The 19,721-nt window shown below is 64.2% G+C and carries 15 protein-coding genes and 2 pseudogenes; 12 read left to right on the top strand and 5 right to left on the bottom strand.

Annotated features, from left to right (window positions below; genetic code table 11):
* The first annotated feature begins 156 nt into the window (after window positions 1-156).
* From hisS to X743_RS147330, 5 genes are all read left to right on the top strand, one after another.
* Complete coding sequence (hisS, locus tag X743_RS147310; RefSeq protein WP_023767437.1) at window positions 157-1,653, top strand: histidine--tRNA ligase; 1,497 nt, start codon at window positions 157-159, stop codon at window positions 1,651-1,653.
* Window positions 1,654-1,834: 181 nt separating this feature from the next.
* Entirely contained in the window at window positions 1,835-2,956 is a 1,122-nt protein-coding gene (locus X743_RS147315) for an ATP phosphoribosyltransferase regulatory subunit (RefSeq protein ID WP_023767436.1), read from the top strand.
* Entirely contained in the window at window positions 2,953-3,657 is a 705-nt protein-coding gene (gene hisG / locus X743_RS147320) for an ATP phosphoribosyltransferase (RefSeq protein ID WP_023767435.1), read from the top strand. The genes X743_RS147315 and hisG overlap by 4 nt, the downstream gene beginning before the upstream one ends.
* Before the next feature lie 147 nt (window positions 3,658-3,804).
* Window positions 3,805-5,577 (top strand): AMP-binding protein, encoded by a 1,773-nt coding sequence (locus tag X743_RS147325; RefSeq protein ID WP_023767434.1) that lies wholly within the window; start codon window positions 3,805-3,807, stop codon window positions 5,575-5,577.
* Between the two features lie 68 nt (window positions 5,578-5,645).
* Window positions 5,646-6,749 carry a calcium:proton antiporter gene (locus tag X743_RS147330; protein WP_031258077.1) on the top strand — a complete coding sequence of 368 codons (1,104 nt, stop codon included), beginning with the start codon at window positions 5,646-5,648 and terminating at the stop codon, window positions 6,747-6,749.
* 46 nt (window positions 6,750-6,795) lie between these two features.
* Here X743_RS147330 and X743_RS147335 read toward each other — a convergent pair whose 3' ends face one another.
* Window positions 6,796-7,704 (bottom strand): LysR family transcriptional regulator, encoded by a 909-nt coding sequence (locus X743_RS147335; protein ID WP_023767432.1) that lies wholly within the window; start codon window positions 7,702-7,704, stop codon window positions 6,796-6,798.
* A gap of 99 nt (window positions 7,705-7,803) precedes the next feature.
* Between X743_RS147335 and X743_RS09735 the strand changes: the two are divergent.
* Window positions 7,804-8,327: pseudogene (locus X743_RS09735) on the top strand (hypothetical protein).
* Window positions 8,328-8,385: 58 nt separating this feature from the next.
* Here X743_RS09735 and X743_RS147340 read toward each other — a convergent pair.
* Window positions 8,386-9,060 carry a TetR/AcrR family transcriptional regulator gene (locus X743_RS147340; protein WP_031258076.1) on the bottom strand — a complete coding sequence of 225 codons (675 nt, stop codon included), beginning with the start codon at window positions 9,058-9,060 and terminating at the stop codon, window positions 8,386-8,388.
* 125 nt (window positions 9,061-9,185) lie between these two features.
* A complete protein-coding gene (locus X743_RS147345) occupies window positions 9,186-10,130 on the bottom strand; it encodes a nucleoside hydrolase (protein WP_023767429.1) in 945 nt (314 codons plus the stop codon).
* Between the two features lie 103 nt (window positions 10,131-10,233).
* On the opposite strand from X743_RS147345, the gene X743_RS147350 reads away from it, so the two are divergent.
* The 4 genes and pseudogenes from X743_RS147350 to X743_RS147360 all read left to right on the top strand — a co-directional run bounded on the left by X743_RS147350 (window position 10,234) and on the right by X743_RS147360 (window position 14,029).
* On the top strand, window positions 10,234-11,247 hold the full coding sequence (locus X743_RS147350) for a 2OG-Fe(II) oxygenase family protein (protein ID WP_023767428.1): 1,014 nt from the start codon (window positions 10,234-10,236) through the stop codon (window positions 11,245-11,247).
* A gap of 121 nt (window positions 11,248-11,368) precedes the next feature.
* A pseudogene (locus tag X743_RS09755) lies at window positions 11,369-12,225 on the top strand (ABC transporter substrate-binding protein).
* 56 nt (window positions 12,226-12,281) lie between these two features.
* Window positions 12,282-13,226, top strand: coding sequence for an amino acid ABC transporter permease (locus X743_RS147355; RefSeq protein ID WP_023767425.1), 945 nt, complete (start codon window positions 12,282-12,284; stop codon window positions 13,224-13,226).
* Window positions 13,223-14,029 (top strand): amino acid ABC transporter ATP-binding protein, encoded by an 807-nt coding sequence (locus tag X743_RS147360; protein WP_023767424.1) that lies wholly within the window; start codon window positions 13,223-13,225, stop codon window positions 14,027-14,029. Before X743_RS147355 ends, X743_RS147360 begins: the two co-directional genes overlap by 4 nt.
* 37 nt (window positions 14,030-14,066) lie before the next feature.
* Here the strand turns inward: X743_RS147360 and X743_RS147365 are convergent, their stop codons facing one another.
* Window positions 14,067-14,975: a hydrogen peroxide-inducible genes activator gene (locus X743_RS147365; RefSeq protein WP_023776673.1), complete on the bottom strand. Its 909-nt coding sequence runs from the start codon at window positions 14,973-14,975 to the stop codon at window positions 14,067-14,069.
* 178 nt (window positions 14,976-15,153) lie between these two features.
* On the opposite strand from X743_RS147365, the gene katG reads away from it, so the two are divergent.
* Window positions 15,154-17,364, top strand: a complete 2,211-nt coding sequence (gene katG / locus X743_RS147370) for a catalase/peroxidase HPI (protein ID WP_023767422.1) — start codon at window positions 15,154-15,156, stop codon at window positions 17,362-17,364.
* 69 nt (window positions 17,365-17,433) lie between these two features.
* Here the strand turns inward: katG and X743_RS147375 are convergent, their stop codons facing one another.
* On the bottom strand, window positions 17,434-18,111 hold the full coding sequence (locus X743_RS147375; protein WP_023767421.1) for an MIP family channel protein: 678 nt from the start codon (window positions 18,109-18,111) through the stop codon (window positions 17,434-17,436).
* A 318-nt stretch (window positions 18,112-18,429) separates the two neighbouring features.
* Between X743_RS147375 and X743_RS147380 the strand changes: the two genes are divergently transcribed.
* Entirely contained in the window at window positions 18,430-19,719 is a 1,290-nt protein-coding gene (locus X743_RS147380; protein WP_023767420.1) for an RsmB/NOP family class I SAM-dependent RNA methyltransferase, read from the top strand.
* Window positions 19,720-19,721 lie beyond the last annotated feature (2 nt).

Here is a 19,721-nt window from a genome sequence, read left to right as displayed (position 1 = left end):
CTGTTTCATTTTCGGTTCGTTTTTGTTTCAATCGTTTTCCTTCTCCCCCTTGTGGGAGAAGGCAGAGGCGCTGACCCTTGCCGGTCCCGGCTGCATCGGTTAGGACACGCGCACTCAAAATAAGTCGTCATTTACCTAGCAAAAAGACCCCATCTCATGGCCGACAAATCGGAAAAGACGAAAGCGCGGCTGCCGCGCGGTTTTGCCGACCGCAGCGCCGAGGATATCCGCGCCGTCGAGAAGATGATGGCGACGATCCGCTCGGTTTATGAGCTCTATGGTTTCGAACCGGCCGACCAGCCGCTGATCGAATACACCGATGCGCTGGGCAAATTTCTGCCCGACCAGGACCGGCCGAACGAGGGCGTGTTCTCGTTCCAGGACGATGACGACCAGTGGCTGTCGCTGCGCTATGACCTGACCGCGCCGACGGCGCGCTTCGTTGCCGAGAATTATGAGCGCCTGCCGAAGCCCTACCGCAGCTACCGCTCCGGCTGGGTGTTCCGCAACGAGAAGCCGGGCCCCGGCCGCTTCCGCCAGTTCATGCAGTTCGACGCCGACACGATCGGCACGCCGGGTGTCGCGGCGGACGCCGAGATGGCCATGATGATGGCCGACGTCATGGAAGCGCTCGGCATCAAGCGCGGCGACTACGTCATCCGCGTCAACAACCGCAAGGTGCTGGACGGTGTGCTGGAGGCGATCGGTCTTGGCGGCGACGACAATGCCGGCCGCCGGCTGACCGTGCTGCGCGCGATCGACAAGCTGGACAAGCTCGGTCCGGAAGGCGTGAAGCTCCTGCTTGGCCCGGGGCGCTGGGACGGAGGCAAGGAAGGTGAGGGAGATTTCGCCAAGGGTGCCGGGCTGGAGAACGTGCAAGCCGAGGCGGTTCTTCTCGCCACGGCGAAGAATGCACAGGCCGGCCAGGATGCCATAGTCAGTTCGAACGCGATCTACCAGGAAGGCGTTGGCGAACTCTCGACGATCGAGGCTCTGGTCAGGGCGGCGGGATACGGCGAGGACCGTATTGCCATGGACCGCTCCGTCGTGCGCGGCCTCGAATACTACACCGGCCCGGTCTTCGAGGCCGAGCTTCTGGCCGAAATTCCCAACGAAGACGGCCAGATCGTGCGCTTCGGCTCGGTCGGTGGTGGCGGCCGTTATGATGGCCTGGTCTCGCGCTTCCGTGGCGAGCCGGTGCCGGCGACCGGTTTCTCCATTGGCGTCTCCAGGCTGATGACGGCGCTGAAGAACCTCGGCAAACTCGACAGCGCCGACGTGATCGCGCCGGTCGTCGTGCTGGTGATGGACAAGGACACCGACAGCCTCGGCCGTTACCAGAAGATGGTGAGCGAACTGCGCGCCGCCGGCATTCGTTCCGAGATGTATCTCGGCGGCGCCGGCATGAAGGCGCAGCTCAAATATGCCGACCGGCGCGGCTGCCCGGTCGCAATCATCCAGGGCGGCGACGAGCGCGCTAAGGGTGAACTGCAGATCAAGGATCTGATCGAAGGCGCGCGCATGTCGGCCGAGATCACCGACAACGCCGAATGGCGCGCCGCGCGCCCCGCGCAGGTGACGGTGGCCGAAAGCGAGCTGGTCGCCGAGGTAAGCCGGATATTGGCGGCGCAGGCTGAGGAACGGTCTAAGTGACGAGCGCAGCCCCCTCTTGTCCTTCTCCCCTTGTGGGAGAAGGTGGCCTCGCGGAGCGAGGTCGGATGAGGGGTGTTCCAGGGAATGCCAACGTCTCATTCCGTCACGTACCCCTCATCCGTCTCGGCGCTGCGCGCCGATCCACCTTCTCCCACAAGGGGAGAAGGGAAGGGCGCAGCACATGACCTCCCGCTACCCCGCCATCTCAGCCGACATCACCAGCCTCTTCGCCACCCGCAACACGCATGCGGTCGAGGTTGCCATCCTGCAGCCGGCAGATCCCTTCCTCGACATGGCCGGCGAAGATCTGCGGCGGCGCATCTTCCTTACCGAGAGCGAGACCGGGCAGACGCTGTGCCTGCGGCCGGAATTCACCATTCCGGTCTGTCTCGACCATATAAGTTCGCAGGCCGGCACGCCGCGCCGCTATTCCTATCTGGGCGAGGTGTTTCGCCAGCGCCGCGAAGGCGGCAACGAGTTTTTCCAGGCCGGCATCGAGGATCTCGGCGACCGCGACACGGCCGAGGCCGATGCGCGCTCCGTGGCCGACGCGCATGCTTTGTTGTCGCTGGTGCTGCCCGGCCGTTCCCTGGCGGTCACGCTCGGCGACCAGGCTATTTTCGAGGCCGTGCTCGCCGCCCTTGGGTTGCCGCGTGGCTGGCGCATGCGGCTTGCCCGCGCCTTCGGCTCGGCGCCGATGCTTGAGGCCTCCCTCGCCGATCTCGCCAATCCACCGCGCAACAGCCAGCTTTCAGGCGATGTCGCGGCGCTTGTCCTCGACGGCGATGTCGAAGGCCTTTCGGCGCACATCGCCGGCGGCATGGAGGAGGCCGGCCTGTCGGCGTCGGCCGGGCGCTCGCCCACGGACATTGCACGGCGGCTGATCGAAAAGGCCGAGTTGCGCAGCGTGCGGCTGTCGAACGAGGCTTTCGCGGCGCTCAAGAACTTTCTCGCCATCGATGTGCCGCTCGATGGCGCGGCCCAGGCGCTGGAGAGCTTCGCTGCCGCTGCCGGTCTTTCGCTGAGTGCGGCGCTGGAAAAATTCGCGGCACGCGCCCGCGCGATCGAGGCGCATGGCTTGCCGGTGGGAACAATCCGCTATGATGCCGCTTTCGGCCGACCGCTCGACTATTACACCGGTGTGGTCTTCGAAATCGCGGCCCAGGATGGCGAGCGCCCCCTGGCCGGCGGCGGCCGCTACGACCGATTGCTGACGCTGCTCGGCGCCAAGACCGCGATCCCCGGCGTCGGCTTTGCGGTTTGGCTCGACCGCATCGAGGCGTTGCGGGAGACGGCACCATGATCACGTTGGCCATTCCCTCGAAGGGCCGGCTGAAGGAGCAGGCGCTAGAGGTGCTGGCCAAGGCTGGCCTCACCGTCAGCCTGCCCGGCGACGAGCGCTCCTATCGCGCCCGCATCGAGGGCGCGGAAGGCATCGAGGTTGCCCTGCTGTCGGCTTCCGAGATAGCTGGCGAGATCGGCCAGGGCACGGTCGATCTCGGCATCACCGGCGAGGACCTGGTGCGCGAGAACCTCGCCGATTGGGAGGCGCGCGTGGAAATCGTCGCCCGTCTCGGCTTCGGCCATGCCGATGTCGTGGTGGCGGTACCCGAGATCTGGCTCGACGTCGACACCATGGCCGATCTCGATGACGTCGCCGCCGATTTTCGCCAGCGCCACGGCCGGCGGCTGCGCATCGCCACCAAATACTGGCGGCTGACCCAGCAGTTCTTTTCGCAGAAGCACGGCATCCAGGTCTATCGCATCGTCGAAAGCTTAGGTGCCACCGAGGGCGCGCCGGCGGCTGGCCTCGCCGATGTCATCGTCGACATCACCACGTCAGGCTCAACGCTGCGCGCCAATCACCTCAAGGTGCTGGGCGACGGCGTTGTCCTGAAGTCGCAAGCCTGCCTGGTGTCGTCGAAGAAGCCGCGTGCGGCGGCCGATGAAGCCCTGCTGCGCGACATCGCGTCGAAGATGAGCGCCCTCCTCCCTCCTCCTTGAAGGGCAGGTGACTTGAAAGTCAGCCGCTGAAGGCGGACAGCGGCTCGCTGCGGCAGTGCGCGGCCCCAGCACCTCCACTACCATCGGCGGGATTTCCACCGTCCCGGCGGGCTGATAGGTTTGGGTTCGTCCTGGGAGGATACAGCGATGCCGGTCAATCTCGACGAGCTGAAGAACGCCACCAATCTGCGTGGCCGCGCCGCTCGCAATGGCAATGTCTTCGTGGCCCCTGTCGATGGCAAGGCGCATGTCTCCGGCGAGCGCACGCCGCCGCTGCTCAAGGAGACGATTCCCGCGCTGTTCTCCGACACCGCCAGCAAATATGCCACGCAAGATGCCGCCGTCTTCGTTGGCCAGGACAAGCGCTTCACCTGGAGCGAACTGTCGGACACGGTGGATGCGCTGGCCGCCGGCTTCCTGGCGCTGGGACTGGAAAAGGGCGACCGCGTCGGCATCTGGTCGCCAAACCGCTGGGAGTGGCTGGTGACCCAGTTCGCCACCGCCCGCATTGGTCTGATCCTGGTCAACATCAACCCCGCCTACCGGCTGACCGAACTGGACTATGCGCTGAACAAGGTCGCCTGCAAGGCGCTGGTGACGGCGGCAAGCTTCAAGACCTCCGATTACCTCGGCATGATCGAGACGCTGGCGCCGGAGATCGCCAAGGCCGCGCCCGGCAAGCTCAAGGCGCAAACGCTGCCGGCGCTGAAAATCGTCATCCGTATGGGCGAGGAGAACTCGCCCGGCATGTTCAATTTCGGCGACGTGCTGGCCATGGCCGGCCGCGACGAGCATGACAGTCTCGACCGCATTTCCGAGGGGCTGAAGCCCGGCGATGCCATCAACATCCAGTTCACGTCAGGCACCACGGGCGCGCCCAAGGGCGCGACGCTGACCCATTCGAACATCGTCAACAACGGCAATTTCGTCACTTCGGCGATCAAATTGACCGTCGATGACCGGCTGTGCATCCCGGTGCCGCTCTATCACTGCTTCGGCATGTCGATGGGCACGATGGGTTGCGTCTCGAAGGGCGCGACCATGGTTTTCCCGGGCGAGGGCTTCGATGCCGGCGCCACGCTGAAAGCCGTGGCGCAGGAACGTTGCACCGGGCTCTATGGCGTGCCGACCATGTTTGTCGGCCTGCTCGATCATCCCGATTTCCAATCTTTCGATCTCTCCAGCCTGCGCACCGGCATCATGGCCGGCTCGCCATGCCCGATCGAGGTGATGAAGAAGGTCGTGTCGCTGATGCATATGTCTGAGGTGACCATCGCCTACGGCATGACCGAGACCAGCCCGGTGTCGTTCCAGAGCGGCGTCGACGATCCCCTGGAAAAGCGCGTCTCGACCGTCGGGCGCATTCACCCCCATGTCGAGGTCAAGGCGGTCGATGCCGACGGCGCCACGGTTGCCGTCGGCGCGCCGGGCGAACTCTGCACCCGCGGCTATTCGGTGATGAAGGGCTATTGGGACGACGATGACAAGACCCGCGAGGCGATCGATAGCGATGGCTGGATGCACACCGGCGACCTCGCCACCATCGATGCCGAGGGCTATTGCAACATCGTCGGCCGGGTCAAGGACATGGTCATCCGCGGCGGCGAGAACGTCTACCCCAGAGAGGTCGAGGAATTCCTCTACCGCCATCCCAAGGTGAGGGAAGTGCAGGTGTTCGGCATCCCCGATACCAAATATGGCGAGGAGCTGTGCGCCTGGATCGTGCTCAAGCCCGGTCAGATCGCCACCGAGCAGGAGATCAAGAACTTCTGCGCCGGCCAGATCGCCCACTACAAGATCCCCCGCCACATCCGCTTCAGGAGCGAATTGCCGATGACTGTGACCGGCAAGCCGCAGAAATTCCTGATGCGTCAGGCGATGGTGGAAGAATTGGGGCTAGTGGCGCAGAAGACGGCGTGAACGGGTGAACGCTTCGATCTGTCGGTGCGCGAATGCAACCGGGTTTGCAGAAACGCACAGGGGCTTGCATGACTGGTTTCGGACGATCGGCGACTTCCTACGCGATGCCGCTGGCCGCCCTGGCGATGGCTGTCGCGGTCAGAGCCAGCGGGCTGTCGGTGGACCAGGGTTCGTTGAACGCCAGGATCCTTGTCGGTGCGCTGTCGAGTGCGATCATGTTCGTCACCATTTTCGTGGTGCTCGACCACGCCGAGGCGGTAGCTCGGCGGGTAGGGGAGCCGTACGGCACGCTGGTGCTGACTTTTGCCGTCACGGCGATCGAAGTGTCGATCATTGTTTCCATGATGCTGCATGGAGAGAACAACCCGACGCTGGCACGGGAGTCCGTCTTCTCGACGGTGATGATCACGTCCACCGGCGTTGTCGGCATGTGTCTCGCGCTTGGCGGCTGGCGTCATCGCAAGCAGGCCATCGTTCGGCAAGGGACCAGTGCCTATCTGGCGGTTCTGATCGCGCTGACCGTCATGACGCTTATTCTGCCGACCTACACCCAGACCACGGATCCCGGCACGTTTTCGGCAGCCCAACTTGGTTTCGTCAGCGTCCTTTCAGTGCTGCTCTATGCAAGCTTCGTGTTCGCGCAGACCGTCCGGCACCGGGAAGACTTTATCCAGGGACAACCACACGACGTTTCGGTGCTCGCTGCCCCTCACGAGAACATCTCTGCCAGCGCTCTGCTGCTGGTGGCCGGACTGATCGGAATTGTCATGCTCGCCGAGCAGGTCGCGGCAAGCGTCGAAAATACGCTCGTTGACTATCAGGTGACCCAGGCGGACAGCATTGTGGGGGCAATGATCGCGGGGCTGGTGTTGATGCCGGAGGCCATTTCGGCGGTGCGCGCTTCACTCAACAATGAGCTGCAGCGCGGCTTGAATGTCGCGATGGGTTCGGCTTGCGCCACGATCGGCCTGACCATACCGGGAGTCGCAGCCGCCAGCCTGCTGACGGGGAGAGGACTGACCCTGGGGCTGCCGGCTGCCGATGCGGTCCTTTTGGTCTTGGCGCTTTTCATATGCAATGTAAGCTTCAGCACTGAAAGAACGACGTTCTTGACCGGAATGGTCCATCTCGTAGTTTTTTTCACCTATGTATTTCTGATATTCATACCATGAAGGCTTTGGTGCGAGCGAAGCGCCAGGGGCGACGTCCCTCCTTACCTCAGACCGCGGATTTGAGGTGATCGATGAAGGCGCGCAGCTTCGGCAGGATCTGGCGCTTGCCGGGATGATAGAGGAAGACGCCCGGCGTCGTGGCGGCGATGCTCTCCAGTACCGGCTCGAGTTTTCCCTGCGCTATCGGAGCTTCGGCGACGGGCCGAGGGATCTGCGCCAGCCCGATCCCCCGCATCGCGGTGCCGACCATCGTTGGATAGTCATGCGCGATCAGCGGACCCGAGACCATCGCCTCGATCGCCTCGTTGCCGTTGATGAAGGACCAGGGCGCGATGGCGCCGTTCGAACGGCGCAAGCGCAGGCAGGCGTGGTGGCGCAAATCGTCCACACGCTCGGGGCGCCCGTAACGCTCGAAATAGTCAGGACTGCCGACGACCACGAACGAAAATGAGGGCGTCAGCCGCACGGCGACCATGTCGGGGGCGATGAACTGGCCGAGGCGGATGCCGGCATCGAAGCCGCCGGTCGCCAGGTCGACCATCTCGTCGCTGGCGGCGATCTCCAGTTCGACTTCGGGATAGGCCTGACAGAAGGACGCGATCACCGGCTCCAGGATCAACGGCACCACGGCGCGGGGCACCGACAGGCGCAGCAGGCCGGTCGGCCGTTGGCCGACGTCACGGGCGGCCTCGCCAGCGGCGACGATCTGTTCGAAGGCAGGGCCGGCGCGATCGAGGAACCGTTGACCAGCCTCGGTCAAACCGACACTGCGCGTCGTACGGACGAACAGCGCCGCGCCAATGCGGGCTTCCAGCGCGCGCACCGCTTGGCTCACGGCGGATGGCGTCACGCCGAGATCGGCGGCGGCGCGGCGGAAGTTGCGGCGCCTGGCGACGGCCAGGAACACCTCGACGCCCTCCAGCGTACCATGTCTGACTGTGTAGTTCTGCTTCATGGGTCGTTGTGATTACAACGGATAGTCGAACGATGGAAGCGGGCTTAGGTAATCGGCTGAAGCGGGGAGGCCGCAATGCCCTGCCAACAAGGAGGCCAAATGCCCACGGAAGTGCTGTTCCAGATCCAACTCGTCTTAGGCTATGTCGCGTGGCTGCTTTGCTTCGGCGCATACGGTCTGCCGTGGCTCGGATCGATGGATCGGATCGCGGCGCAACGCGCTATCGCCACGCTGCACAGCTTCCGCTTCTTCGGCCTGGTCTTCATCCTTCCGGGCGTCGTCGGCCCCGATCTGCCGGCCAGCTTCGCCACCTTTGCCGCCTATGGCGACTTCGCAACCGGGGTGCTGGCCATCTGGCGCTGCTTACCGTCAAGGTACGCCAGCTGTTCTGGGCGTTCGTCGTCGCCTTCAACATCGTTGGCATGGTCGACCTCATCGTCGACTATTATCAGGCCATCCAGGCCGATCTTCCTGCCCATGCGGGGCTGCTGGGCGCCGCCTACGCGATCCCGATCCTCTACGTGCCGCTGCTGATGATCACGCATGTCACCGCGTTCTATTTTCTGCTGCGTCCCCACCGGAGCGCATCTCGCGCCATCACGGAGAATGCGAGGGCTTCCTAGATCAACTGGGAACTCGGCTGCGCTTTCGAAGCGCAGGCGGCGGGGCGAAAAGCGGATGCTACCGCCGTCCGCTCCCCATCTCGCTCGGCCGTGGCGCCGTACCGCGCTCCTGCACGAGCGGCCCGAGCAGCACCTCTCCGAACAGCGGCTGGTAGCTCCGGCGCACCGCCGGATCCTCCTTGAAGGACAGCGCATACTGGCCGATCTGGTGGAAATAGGTGATGCGGGCCCTGACCAGGCTTTCATCCGGGGGATAGCCCATGGCGCGGAACGAGCGGATCAGCAGCGCGATGCGCAGATCGTCGATGTCCTTCACCTCCTGAGCCAGTTTTCGGGAGGTTCGCGACCAGTCGCGGATGGCCAGATCGAGCAGCGGACTGAACGGCGCTTCGTCGACCCATACATGCACGATGTCGGTGAAGAACTGCAGCCCCTCAATGTCGTGCATCTCGCGCATCGCCCAGAACGGTGCGCAGTTGATGTTGCGCCATTCCTGCAGCAGGCCGCCACGAAGATCGTCCAGGCTGGCAAAGTGGAAATAGAAGCTGCCGCGCGTGACCTTCAACTGCTTGGAGAGGCGGTCGATCTTCACCTCGGCGATGCCGCGCTTCTCCAGCACCTTGCGCGCGGCGGCGATCCAGGCGTCGCGGCTGAGCGTCTGCCGCGCGGTCTTCGAACGCGGGGCGGCCTTGGACGGTCTCTTGCCTCTGGCCGGGGCGCTGTCGGCTTTCATGTGATCAAGACCTTCATCGCCATGCGCGACGCCTCCAATCCGTTCGCCGGCTTCGATGCGCTTCGCGACTCTTCGAGGGTCCATCTATCGCGGAACGCGCGACCAGAGCAATTCCAGGAACCGCTCTATGGCAGTGCGCTGATCCGCTCCAACATGAGTTCGAACAACGGCGCCGGATCGATGCGTCGCAGAACGTTGCAGTTCTTGGCGCGGCCGGTCACGTGCCACCAGTCGACCACCGTCATGCCGATTGTCTCCGGCGAGACGATATCGACCGTCACCGCGCACTGGCGCTGCTCGTAGATATGTGGCGCCAGGAGGTAGCCGGTGACGCAGGCATCGTGGATGGGGCGCGCCGGCGTTTCGAATTTGTGGGTGCCGTACTGGCGGTAGAAGTCCGCCAGATTGGCGGCTTCGACCGCGGCGCGGCTGCCGGTTGCGCGCAGGCGGTCTAGCCACTCGGGCGTCATCAGGGCGGTGTAGGTGCAGTCGATGCCGGCCATGGTCACCGGCACGCCGCTGTCGAACACCTTATGGGCGGCATGCGGGTCGACGAAGATATTGAATTCCGCCGCGGGCGTGGCGTTGCCGCCCTGGAAAAAGCCGCCGCCCATCAGCACGACTTCGCGCAGCCGGCGCACGATTCTCGGCTCCATGGTCATGGCCATGGCGAGGTTGGTCATCGGCCCGAGCGTGCAGACGGTCAGCTCGCCCTCCGGCGCCTCCATGATCGTGCGCACCAGGTAATTCACCGCGTGTTCGCTCTGCAGTTGCGTCACGGGTTCGGGAAGATCGGCGCCGTCCAGCCCGGTTTCGCCATGGACATACTCGGCCGTGATCAGCTTGCGCACCATCGGCGCCGGGCATCCGGCATGGACCGGGACGTCCGCGCGCCCGGCGAGTTCCACGACCTTCAACGCGTTCTTCGACGTCAGGGCAAGCGGCACGTTGCCGCCGACCGTGGTGATGCCGATCACCTCGAGTTCGGCCGGAGATCCCAGTGCGAAGAGGATGGCGAACGCGTCGTCCTGGCCCGGATCGGTGTCGATGATGATCTTGCGTGGTGCCATGTTTCAGCGCTCTTCCTTTTGCGGTCGAAAGCCTATTGATGAGGCCGTTCGGATGTGTAGAAATACAGTACTGTATCTTATGTTCAAGACAGGGTGTTCGAAAATGGATGCACAAGCTCGCGGCGATTTTTCCGAAATCCCGATCCTCGACGTGTCGGCGCTCTACGGCGACGACGAAGGCGCGATCCGCGAGACGGCGGCGACGCTGCGCCGCTATCTCGAGACGATCGGCTTCCTCTATGTCACCGGCCATCCCATTCCGCGCGCCGATGTCGAAGCCGTCCGCGAAGCCAGCAAGCGCTTCTTTGCCTTGCCGGAGGAGGAAAAGCTCAAGCTGAAGATCGACCGGAATTTCCGCGGCTACCTGCCCTTCGCCGGCTCGACCATCGTAACCTCCTCCGTGGCGACGGTGAGCAAGCCGAACCAGAGCGAATCGATCTTCTTCATGCACGAGGTCGGTGCCGACGATCCCAGGGCCCTGGCCGAAAAGCCCTTGCAAGGCCCCAACCAGTGGCCGGACGAGAGAGCGCTGGCGGGCTTCCGGCAGACGATCGATCGCTATGTCGAGGAGATGGGCACGCTGGCGCGCAAGATGGTCCGCGCCATCGCGCTCTCGCTTGGGCTGCCCCTCGACAGCCTCGACCGCTATTTCGAGCAGCCGACCACCTTTCTGCGCCTGCTGCATTATCCGACGCAGCCCCAGGAAGAAGGCCTCTTCGGCTCGGCGCCGCACACCGACTACGGCTTCATCACCTTGCTGGCGCAGGACAATGTCGGCGGCCTGGAGGTCAAGAACAAGGCTGGCGACTGGGTTCCGGCACCTCCGGTTCCGGACTCCTTCGTGATGAATGTCGGCGACATCCTGGCGCGCTGGTCGAACGACCAGTTCGTCTCGACGCCGCACCGTGTCATCAACCGGTCTGGACGCGAGCGCTATTCGCAGCCCTTCTTCTTCGATCCGTCCATGGACGAGACGATCGAAGCGCTGCCGGTCTGCGTACCGGCCGGCACGCAGCCGAAATACGGGCCGGTGCTCTACGGCGACTATCTGATGGAGCGCATCGACAAGAACTATCACTATCGCAAGAAGAAGGCGGCGGAAGCGACCGGCGCCTGAGCGGATGCCAAGCCCGAGCCGGCCCCGAACAGCGGCCAGCTCGAGCCTTGCCTGACCAAGTCGGGCCTTGCCTGACAAAGACTGCCAACACTGCCAACAAGGAAAAGAAAGGGGAACAGCAATGAATGCATATCTGCGAACGGCCAGCCTCGCGCTGACGATCTCCGCAATCGCCTGGGGTGGGGTTTCCCGGGCTGCCGAGATTCCGAAATCCACCGACGTCAAGCAGAGCGGAACGCTCGCCGTCGCCAACACGCTGGACTACGCGCCGTTCGAATATCTCGATGCCGACGGCAAGCAGACGGGCATCATCATCGAACTGGCCGGCGAGGTGGCCAAGCTCGTCGACGCCAAGCTCGACGTGCAGCGCACGCCGTTTCCCTCGATGATACCGGGCTTGGCGGCGGGCCGCTTCAAGATCGCCTGGGAGACGTTTTCGGCGACGCCCGAGCGGCTGAAGCAGGTCGATTTCGTCATGTTCCTGAAGGCCGGCCTCGCCGTCTCGACATCGCCGGACAAGAAGGCCAGCTTCAGCGGCGACACGCCGCTCTGCGGCAAGCGTGTCGGCGTCTCGGCCGGCAGCGCCTCGGACTTCCTGGTCGACAAGCTCGGCAAGGAGTGCACCGACAAGGGTCAGGCGGCCATCGAAAAGTCGGTCTTCAACTCATCGACCGATATCGTCCAGGCCGTGCTGTCCGATCGGGTCGATGCCCGCATGGACGATGCGACCGCATCGAGCTATTTCGAGGTGACGAGCAAGGGCCAGCTGGTGGTCCTGCCTCGCTTTACGAGGTCGCGCCGCTCGGCATGGCGATCGCCAAGGACGACAAGGAGACCGCCGACATGATGGTGGGCGCGCTTTCCGAGCTGTTCAAGAACGGCACTTACAAGGCTATCCTCGAGAAGTACGGCATGGGCGTCTATGCCATCAAGGAACCCTACTTCGTCGGCACCATGGACGCGCTTCGCGCCGAATAGAAATTACCGGCGCCTGATCACCAGTCAGGCGCCGGTCAGCGATCAGGAGACCAGCGATGGGCGTGGCCCACCCGACCGAGATCGGCGTCGAGCCAGCAGGTGTCGCCGCCGCCGTGTCGCGATTGACCGTCGTGCCGCAGCGCCGCTACGGCATCTGGGTCGGCACGGCGCTTGCGCTGCTGCTGGCGTTTGTGATCATTCGCGCCTTCGCCAGCAATCCGGCCTTCGCCTGGGGCACGGCCGCCGGCTACCTGTTCCATCCCTCGATCATGCGCGGCCTTGGCAACACTTTGATGCTCACCGTCATCATTATGGTGCTGGCGATCGTGGTCGGCACCGTCATTGCCATCATGCGGGTGTCGCCAAGCCCGGTGCTGCGCGCCTTCGCGGGTGTCTATGTCTGGTTCTTCCGCGGTGTCCCGGCCCTGATCCAGCTGATTTTCTGGTTCAACCTGTCGCTGCTGGTGCGCGAAATCTCGCTCACTTTGCCCTTCCTGGGCACGCTGTTTGCCGTGCGCACCAATGATTTCATGACGCCGTTCTTCTCGGCTGTCGTTGCGCTTTCGCTGTGCGAGGCCGGCTACATGGCCGAAATCATCCGGGCGGGCATCAAGTCGGTGCCATCTGGCCAGTCGGAAGCGGCGAGCGCGCTCGGCATGCCCTACCGCATGATCCTGAAGCGCATCACCCTGCCGCAGGCCATGCGCTTCGTACTGCCGCCGACCGGCAATGAGGCGATCAAATTGCTGAAGATGACGTCGCTGGTGACCTTCATTGCCGTCGATGACCTGTTCTATACGGCGCAAAGCATCTATGCACGCACCTTCGAGACGATCCCGCTCTTGATCGTGGTCGCCTTCTGGTACCTAGCGGTAGTCAGCATCATGTCGGTGGGACAGCATTTCCTGGAGCGCCATTTCGGCCGTAGCGACACGCGCCGCGAGCCTCTGACGATGCGCGCACTGCGCAACGCCGTCAGCCTGCGCGGCGTCGCCCGATGAGCGATGTGAAGTCCGAAAATCGCGCCCGCTTCGGCGTGCCGGCCGGTTCCATGGTGTTCGCGCGCGGTGTGCGCAAATCCTATGGCCCGCTCGAAGTCCTCAGGGGTGTCGACTTCGACGTGCCCGAAGGATCGGTGGCTTGCATCATCGGCCCGTCGGGATCCGGCAAGAGCACGTTCCTGCGCTGCATCAACCATCTGGAGAAACTCAGCGCCGGCATCCTGCTGGTGGACAGCCAGTTCGTCGGCTACGACCTCCAGGGCGACAAGCTCTACGAGGTCAAGGACGATCTCCTGTGCCGGCGCCGGGCGGAAATCGGCATGCTGTTCCAGTCGTTCAACCTGTTCTCGCATATGACGGTGATGGAGAACCTGATCGAGGCCCCGACGCAGGTGCGGCGCATTCCCGCCGATCAGGCCAAGGCCGAGGCGGAGGTGCTGCTGCGGCGTGTCGGCCTCGCCGACAAGATCGACCGCTATCCGCGCGAACTGTCCGGCGGCCAGCAGCAGCGTGTTGCGATTGCGCGCGCCATGGCAATGAAGCCGAAGGTCCTGCTGTTCGACGAGCCGACATCGGCGCTCGATCCGGAACTGGTCGGCGAGGTGCTGCAGGTGATGCGCGACCTGGCCGAGAGCGGCATGACGATGGTCGTCGTCACCCACGAGATCGGCTTTGCTCGCGAGATCGGCGATCAGCTCGTCTTCATGGATGGCGGCGTGATCGTCGAACGTGGCGCGCCGCGCGAGATGATCGCCAACCCAAAATCGCCGCGAACCCGCGGGTTCCTGTCCCGGGTTCTGTGAGGTCTCCTTGTCGGGGCGCGGTTGCCACTTCTCGGGATCACGCTGCCAACGCCGCTGGACCCAGGCTGCGGATGATCTTGGCAAGTTCGACACACTCGCCGTGCCTGGTACTGTTGCGACGCCAGGCGAGGCAAATCATGCGTTGCGGCATCGGCTCCTGGAACGGCACGATCTTCAGGTCCGGGATGGTGCCCGCTGGCCCGGCCGCCATTTCGGGGACGAGCGTGACGCCGAGCCCGTGCGCCACCATCTGCAAGAGCGTGGTCAGGCTGGTGGCGCCGTAGCTTGCCATCGCCACCGGGCGCACATTGCCGCAGACGGCCAGCGCCTGTTCGCGCAGGCAATGACCTTCCTCCAGCAGCATCAGCCTCTCCAGTGCCGGGCTTTCGGGCGGAACCGGCGGCGAGGCGAAGGCGGGATCGCCTGATGGCACGGCCAGGAAGAACCTGTCGGGAAACAGTGCCTCGGTGGTCAGACCGGGATGGTCGAGCGGAAGCGCGGCAATGAAGGCGTCGAGCTTCCGCGATGCGGTGTCCTCGACCAGGGACGTGGTGACGGCCTCGCGCAGTTCGAGCAGCAAGGCCGGAAAGTGCTTTTTCAGCTCGGGCAGGGCACGCGGCAAGAGATAGGGCGCGACGGTCGGGATGATGCCAAGGCGGAAGCGTCCCTCCATGGCCATGCGGCCGCGCCGGGCCGTCGTTTCAACGTCGCGTATGGCGGCCAGGATATGTTCGATGCGCGGCAAAAGCGCTGCCGCTTCGTCGGTCATCCGGACCGACTTGCCGCCACGTTCGAACAGCCGGCAGTTCAGCCGCTGCTCCATCTCCGCGATCTGCGCGGACAGCGCCGGCTGGCTGACACCGGCCAGTTTTGCCGCACGCCCGAAATGCAGCGTCTGGGCCAGCATTTCGAAATAATGCATCTGGCGAACCGTCAATCCTATCACGCGGCAATCCTATCATGCGGGCAATCCTACCATAAGGAAATCCTATCAAAACAAACAGGAAAGGCAATTTGTCTTTATCGGCAAGGCGGCCTAGTCTGGAACAATTCCAGATTGGTGCGGCCACTGGCTGGCCCCAGAATCTTGGCAAAGATCAAACCTCGGCAAATCGGAGACGAACATGGACGCGAAAACCGACGACAACAGCGCGGGCAAATGCCCTGTGGCGCATGGATCCGCCGGCCGGACCAACCGTGACTGGTGGCCGAACCAGCTCGACCTCGGCGTTCTCCACCAGCAGTCGAACCTGTCGGACCCGATGGGCGAGGATTTCGACTACGCCAAGGAATTCGCGAGCCTCGATCTCGATGCGGTCATCCAGGACCTGCACAAGGTCATGACGGATTCGCAGGATTGGTGGCCGGCGGACTTTGGCCACTATGGACCGCTCTTCATCCGCATGGCCTGGCACAGCGCCGGCACCTACCGCATCGGTGATGGCCGCGGCGGCGCCGGTGCCGGCCAGCAGCGCTTCGCGCCGCTGAACAGTTGGCCGGACAATGCCAATCTCGACAAGGCGCGCCGGCTCTTGTGGCCGGTCAAGCAGAAATACGGCCGCAAGATCTCCTGGGCCGACCTGCTGATCCTCACCGGCAACGTCGCGCTGGAATCGATGGGCTTCAAGACCTTCGGCTTCGCCGGCGGCCGCGCCGACGTCTGGGAACCTGAGCAGGACGTGGACTGGGGTTCGGAAACCAAGTGGCTGGACGACCAGCGCTACTCGGGCGATCGCGAGCTCCAGGGCCATCTCGGCGCCGTGCAGATGGGCCTCATCTACGTCAATCCCGAAGGACCGAACGGCAAGCCCGATCCGCTGGCTTCGGCCCGCGACATCCGCGAAACCTTCGGCCGCATGGCCATGAACGACGAGGAAACCGTGGCGCTGATCGCCGGCGGCCACACTTTCGGCAAGACCCATGGCGCCGGCGATGCATCGCTGGTTGGCGCTGAGCCGGAAGGCGCCGGCATCGAAGCGCAGGGCCTCGGCTGGTCGAGCAAGCATGCCACTGGCATTGCCGGCGACGCCATCACTTCGGGCCTCGAAGTGACCTGGACGACGACGCCGACCAAATGGAGCAACAACTTCTTCGACAATCTGTTCAACTACGAATGGGAGCTGACGAGGAGCCCGGCGGGCGCCCATCAGTGGACGCCCAAGGGCGGCGCCGGCGCCGGCTCCGTGCCGGATGCGCACGATCCCTCGAAGCGCCGCGCGCCGGCCATGCTGACCACCGACCTCGCGCTGCGCGTCGATCCTGCCTACGAGAAGATTTCGCGGCGCTTCCATCAGCATCCGGATCAGTTCGCCGATGCCTTCGCCCGTGCCTGGTTCAAGCTGACCCACCGCGATATGGGTCCGGTCGTACGCTATCTCGGCCCGTTGGTGCCGAAGGAAGAACTGATCTGGCAGGATCCGATCCCCGCGATCGATCACGAACTGGTCAGCGAGCAGGATATCGCCTCGCTGAAGGCGAAGATCCTGGCCTCGGGCCTGTCGGTTTCCGAGCTCGTCTCGACCGCCTGGGCATCCGCCTCGACGTTCCGCAATTCCGACAAGCGCGGCGGCGCCAACGGCGCCCGTATCCGGCTGGCGCCGCAGAAGGACTGGGACGTCAACCAGCCGGCTGAACTATCGAAGGTGCTTGCCAAGCTCGAAGGCATCCAGAAGGAGTTCAACGCGGCGCAGACGGGCGAGAAGAAGATATCGCTCGCCGACCTGATCGTCCTCGGCGGCGTCGCCGCGGTCGATAAAGCGGCCAAGGATGGCGGCTATGAGGTGAAGGTGCCGTTTACGCCCGGCCGCATGGACGCTTCGCAGGAGCAGACGGATGTCCACTCCTTTGCCGCGCTCGAGCCGAAAGTCGATGGCTTCCGCAACTATGTCAGGGGCAAGCAGCCGATGTCGGTCGAAGCCATGCTGGTCGACCGCGCGCAATTGCTGTCGCTGACCGCTCCCGAAATGACGGTGCTGGTCGGCGGGTTGCGCGTGCTCGGCGCCAACGCTGGCGGTTTGAAGCACGGCGTGTTCACCGACAGGCCGGGCACTTTGACCAACGACTTCTTCGTCAACCTGCTCTCCATGAGCACGGTCTGGGATCCGGCAGCGGGCTCTGTTCCGGGTGCGGAAGAAGTCTACGAGGCCCGTGACCGCAAGACCAAGGCTGTCAGATGGACCGGCACCCGCGCCGACCTGATCTTCGGCTCGCATGCGCAACTGCGTGCGCTTGCCGAAGTCTACGGATCCAGCGACGCCGGACAGAAATTCGCCAGGGATTTCGTCGCGGCCTGGACCAAGGTGATGAACGCCGACCGCTTCGACATCGCAGGCTGATTCCGGCGTAAGGACCCGACAAAAAGAGGCGCGGGCCGTGGCCCGCGCCTTTTATTTCAGCTTTCGAGATCAATCCTTCTCGAAGATGCGTGCCTTGGCGACGACGCCGGCAATGGCGCCGCCGATCAGCGGCGCGACGATGAACAGCCAGAGCTGGCTGAGTGCCGCACCGCCCGTAAACAGTGCCGGGCCGATGGAGCGCGCCGGATTGACCGAGGTGCCGGTGACCGGGATCATGGCGAAGTGAATGCCCGCGAGCGTAAGGCCGATGACCAGGCCGGCAAATGCCGTCGAGTGCTTTTCGGCGGTGACGCCGAGGATCACGGTGACGAAGGTAAAGGTGCCGATCAGTTCCCACAGGAAGGCCGAGCTTATGCCCCATTTCGTCTCGTCCCAGCCATTGGCGCCGAAGCCGCCGGTGTGGCCGCCGGCCTGGCCGGAAACGATGATCCAAAGCGCCAGCGAAGCCAGAATGGCCCCGATGATCTGCGCGATCCAATAGGGGATGACGTCCTTGGCTGGCAGCCGTCCGGCAAGGAAGACACCGAGTGTCACGGCCGGATTGAGATGTGCGCCCGAAATGGGACCGATCGCATAGGCCGCGGCGATCAGGCCGATGCCGAATGCCAGACCGATGCCTTCCTGGCCGAGCGGCAGCGCGCCGCCGAAGCCGCCCGTCACCACCGACGCCGTGCCGATGAACACCAACAGAAATGTGCCTAGAACTTCCGCCAGATAAGTCTTCATTGCCCTCTCCTCGTGACGATCCGCCGGTCTACGTTTTCTGCGCCGCGAATCATGGCGGCAAGAGTATTCTCAACCGAAAAACTTGGAAAGCAGAGCCGTTGCGCCACGCGCCGTGCTTGAACGCGCCAGTATGAACATTAGAGATCTTTCATCTATTGATCGATCTGCTGTTGGTTGCCAGGGAGAGTTACTGGTCGGCCAATTTCGCTGGCAACAGTCGGGATGGCGCCACGCCGCGAGACGGAGCGGGGTTCAATCCGGACGTGAAAGGTTCTAAGAGCAGGCCGAGATGCTGTGCTCGATTTGATGGAATGACGAATGCGACTGGGCGGACGGCTGGCTGCGGCCATCGAAGTGCTGGAAGACATTGGCCGGCGCCACCGGCCGGTGGCCGATGCGCTGAAGGACTGGGGCCTCTCACACCGTTTCGCCGGCGGCGGCGATCGCGCGGCGATCGGCAACATCGTATATGACGCGTTGCGCCACAAGCGCTCCGCCGGCTGGTTGCTTGGCGAAGACACGCCGCGCGCCATCGGCTTCGGCGCGTTGCTGCTCGAATGGGGCCAGACGGCGCAGTCGCTCAACGACGCGCTTGATGGCGATAAGTTCGCGCCGCCGCTGCTCGGCGCCACCGAGCTCCAGGCAATCGCCGAACGCCGGCTTGCCGACGCGCCGTCCGCGGTGCGGGCCGACATACCCGATTGGTGCGAACCGCTTTTCGAACGGGCCTTTGGAGCGAGCTGGGTCGAGGAAGGCGCAGCGCTGGCAACACGTCCTCCGCTCGACATCAGGGTCAACACGCTGCAGGCCGATCGTAACAAGGTGCTGGCGGAACTGGCCGATACCGGCGCCAAGCCTGCCCGCATCGCGCCAAACGGCATCCGCATTCCGCCCATCGATGGCGACGGCAGACATCCGAACGTGCAGGCAGAGCCGGCCTTCCAGAAGGGCTGGTTCGAGGTCCAGGACGAAGGCTCGCAAATAGCGGCCGCGCTCGCCGGTGCCGAGGCCGGCATGCAGGTGCTCGACTTCTGCGCCGGCGCCGGCGGCAAGACGCTGGCGCTGTCGGCTCAGATGGGCAATACGGGCCAGATCTTTGCCCATGATGCCGAAAAGGCGCGGCTGGCGCCGATCTTCGACCGCATCCGCCGGTCGGAAAACCGCAATGTGCAGGTGGTCACCAAGCCGGCCGAGCTTGCGCCGCTCTCGGGTCATATGGACGTCGTGCTGGTCGACGCACCCTGCACCGGCAGCGGCACCTGGCGCCGCCGTCCCGACGCCAAATGGCGGCTGACGCAAAGACAGCTCGACGCCCGCAAGGGCGAGCAGTCGGCGATCCTCGATGCAGCACAAGCCTATGTCAAACCCGGCGGTCTGCTGGTCTACATCACCTGCTCGGTATTCCCCGAGGAAAATGGCGAACAGATCGCCGCGTTTCGCGGGCGCAACAGCGGCTTCGTCCCGGTCGATCACCGCGCGCTGTGGGACAGCCATTTCCCGGGGCACGAGGCGGCGGCGCGGATCGGCGCCGGCGGCGATATTTCGCTGTCGCCGGCGCTGAGCGGCACCGATGGTTTTTATGTCTGTGCCATGCGCAGGCCTGGCTGAAC

Source organism: Mesorhizobium sp. LNHC232B00 (assembly GCF_000502435.1).
GTDB classification, from domain to species: domain Bacteria; phylum Pseudomonadota; class Alphaproteobacteria; order Rhizobiales; family Rhizobiaceae; genus Mesorhizobium; species Mesorhizobium opportunistum.
Note: the sequence above shows the minus strand (reverse complement) of the source record. Positions and strands in the feature narration are given on the sequence as shown.

Coding starts and splice junctions, on each gene's coding strand:
- hisS (WP_023767437.1), top strand. CDS start 157: ATGGCCGACAAATCGGAAAAGACGAAAGCGCGGCTGCCGCGCGGTTTT.
- X743_RS147315 (WP_023767436.1), top strand. CDS start 1,835: ATGACCTCCCGCTACCCCGCCATCTCAGCCGACATCACCAGCCTCTTC.
- hisG (WP_023767435.1), top strand. CDS start 2,953: ATGATCACGTTGGCCATTCCCTCGAAGGGCCGGCTGAAGGAGCAGGCG.
- X743_RS147325 (WP_023767434.1), top strand. CDS start 3,805: ATGCCGGTCAATCTCGACGAGCTGAAGAACGCCACCAATCTGCGTGGC.
- X743_RS147330 (WP_031258077.1), top strand. CDS start 5,646: ATGACTGGTTTCGGACGATCGGCGACTTCCTACGCGATGCCGCTGGCC.
- X743_RS147335 (WP_023767432.1), bottom strand. CDS start 7,704: ATGAAGCAGAACTACACAGTCAGACATGGTACGCTGGAGGGCGTCGAG.
- X743_RS147340 (WP_031258076.1), bottom strand. CDS start 9,060: ATGAAAGCCGACAGCGCCCCGGCCAGAGGCAAGAGACCGTCCAAGGCC.
- X743_RS147345 (WP_023767429.1), bottom strand. CDS start 10,130: ATGGCACCACGCAAGATCATCATCGACACCGATCCGGGCCAGGACGAC.
- X743_RS147350 (WP_023767428.1), top strand. CDS start 10,234: ATGGATGCACAAGCTCGCGGCGATTTTTCCGAAATCCCGATCCTCGAC.
- X743_RS147355 (WP_023767425.1), top strand. CDS start 12,282: ATGGGCGTGGCCCACCCGACCGAGATCGGCGTCGAGCCAGCAGGTGTC.
- X743_RS147360 (WP_023767424.1), top strand. CDS start 13,223: ATGAGCGATGTGAAGTCCGAAAATCGCGCCCGCTTCGGCGTGCCGGCC.
- katG (WP_023767422.1), top strand. CDS start 15,154: ATGGACGCGAAAACCGACGACAACAGCGCGGGCAAATGCCCTGTGGCG.
- X743_RS147375 (WP_023767421.1), bottom strand. CDS start 18,111: ATGAAGACTTATCTGGCGGAAGTTCTAGGCACATTTCTGTTGGTGTTC.
- X743_RS147380 (WP_023767420.1), top strand. CDS start 18,430: ATGCGACTGGGCGGACGGCTGGCTGCGGCCATCGAAGTGCTGGAAGAC.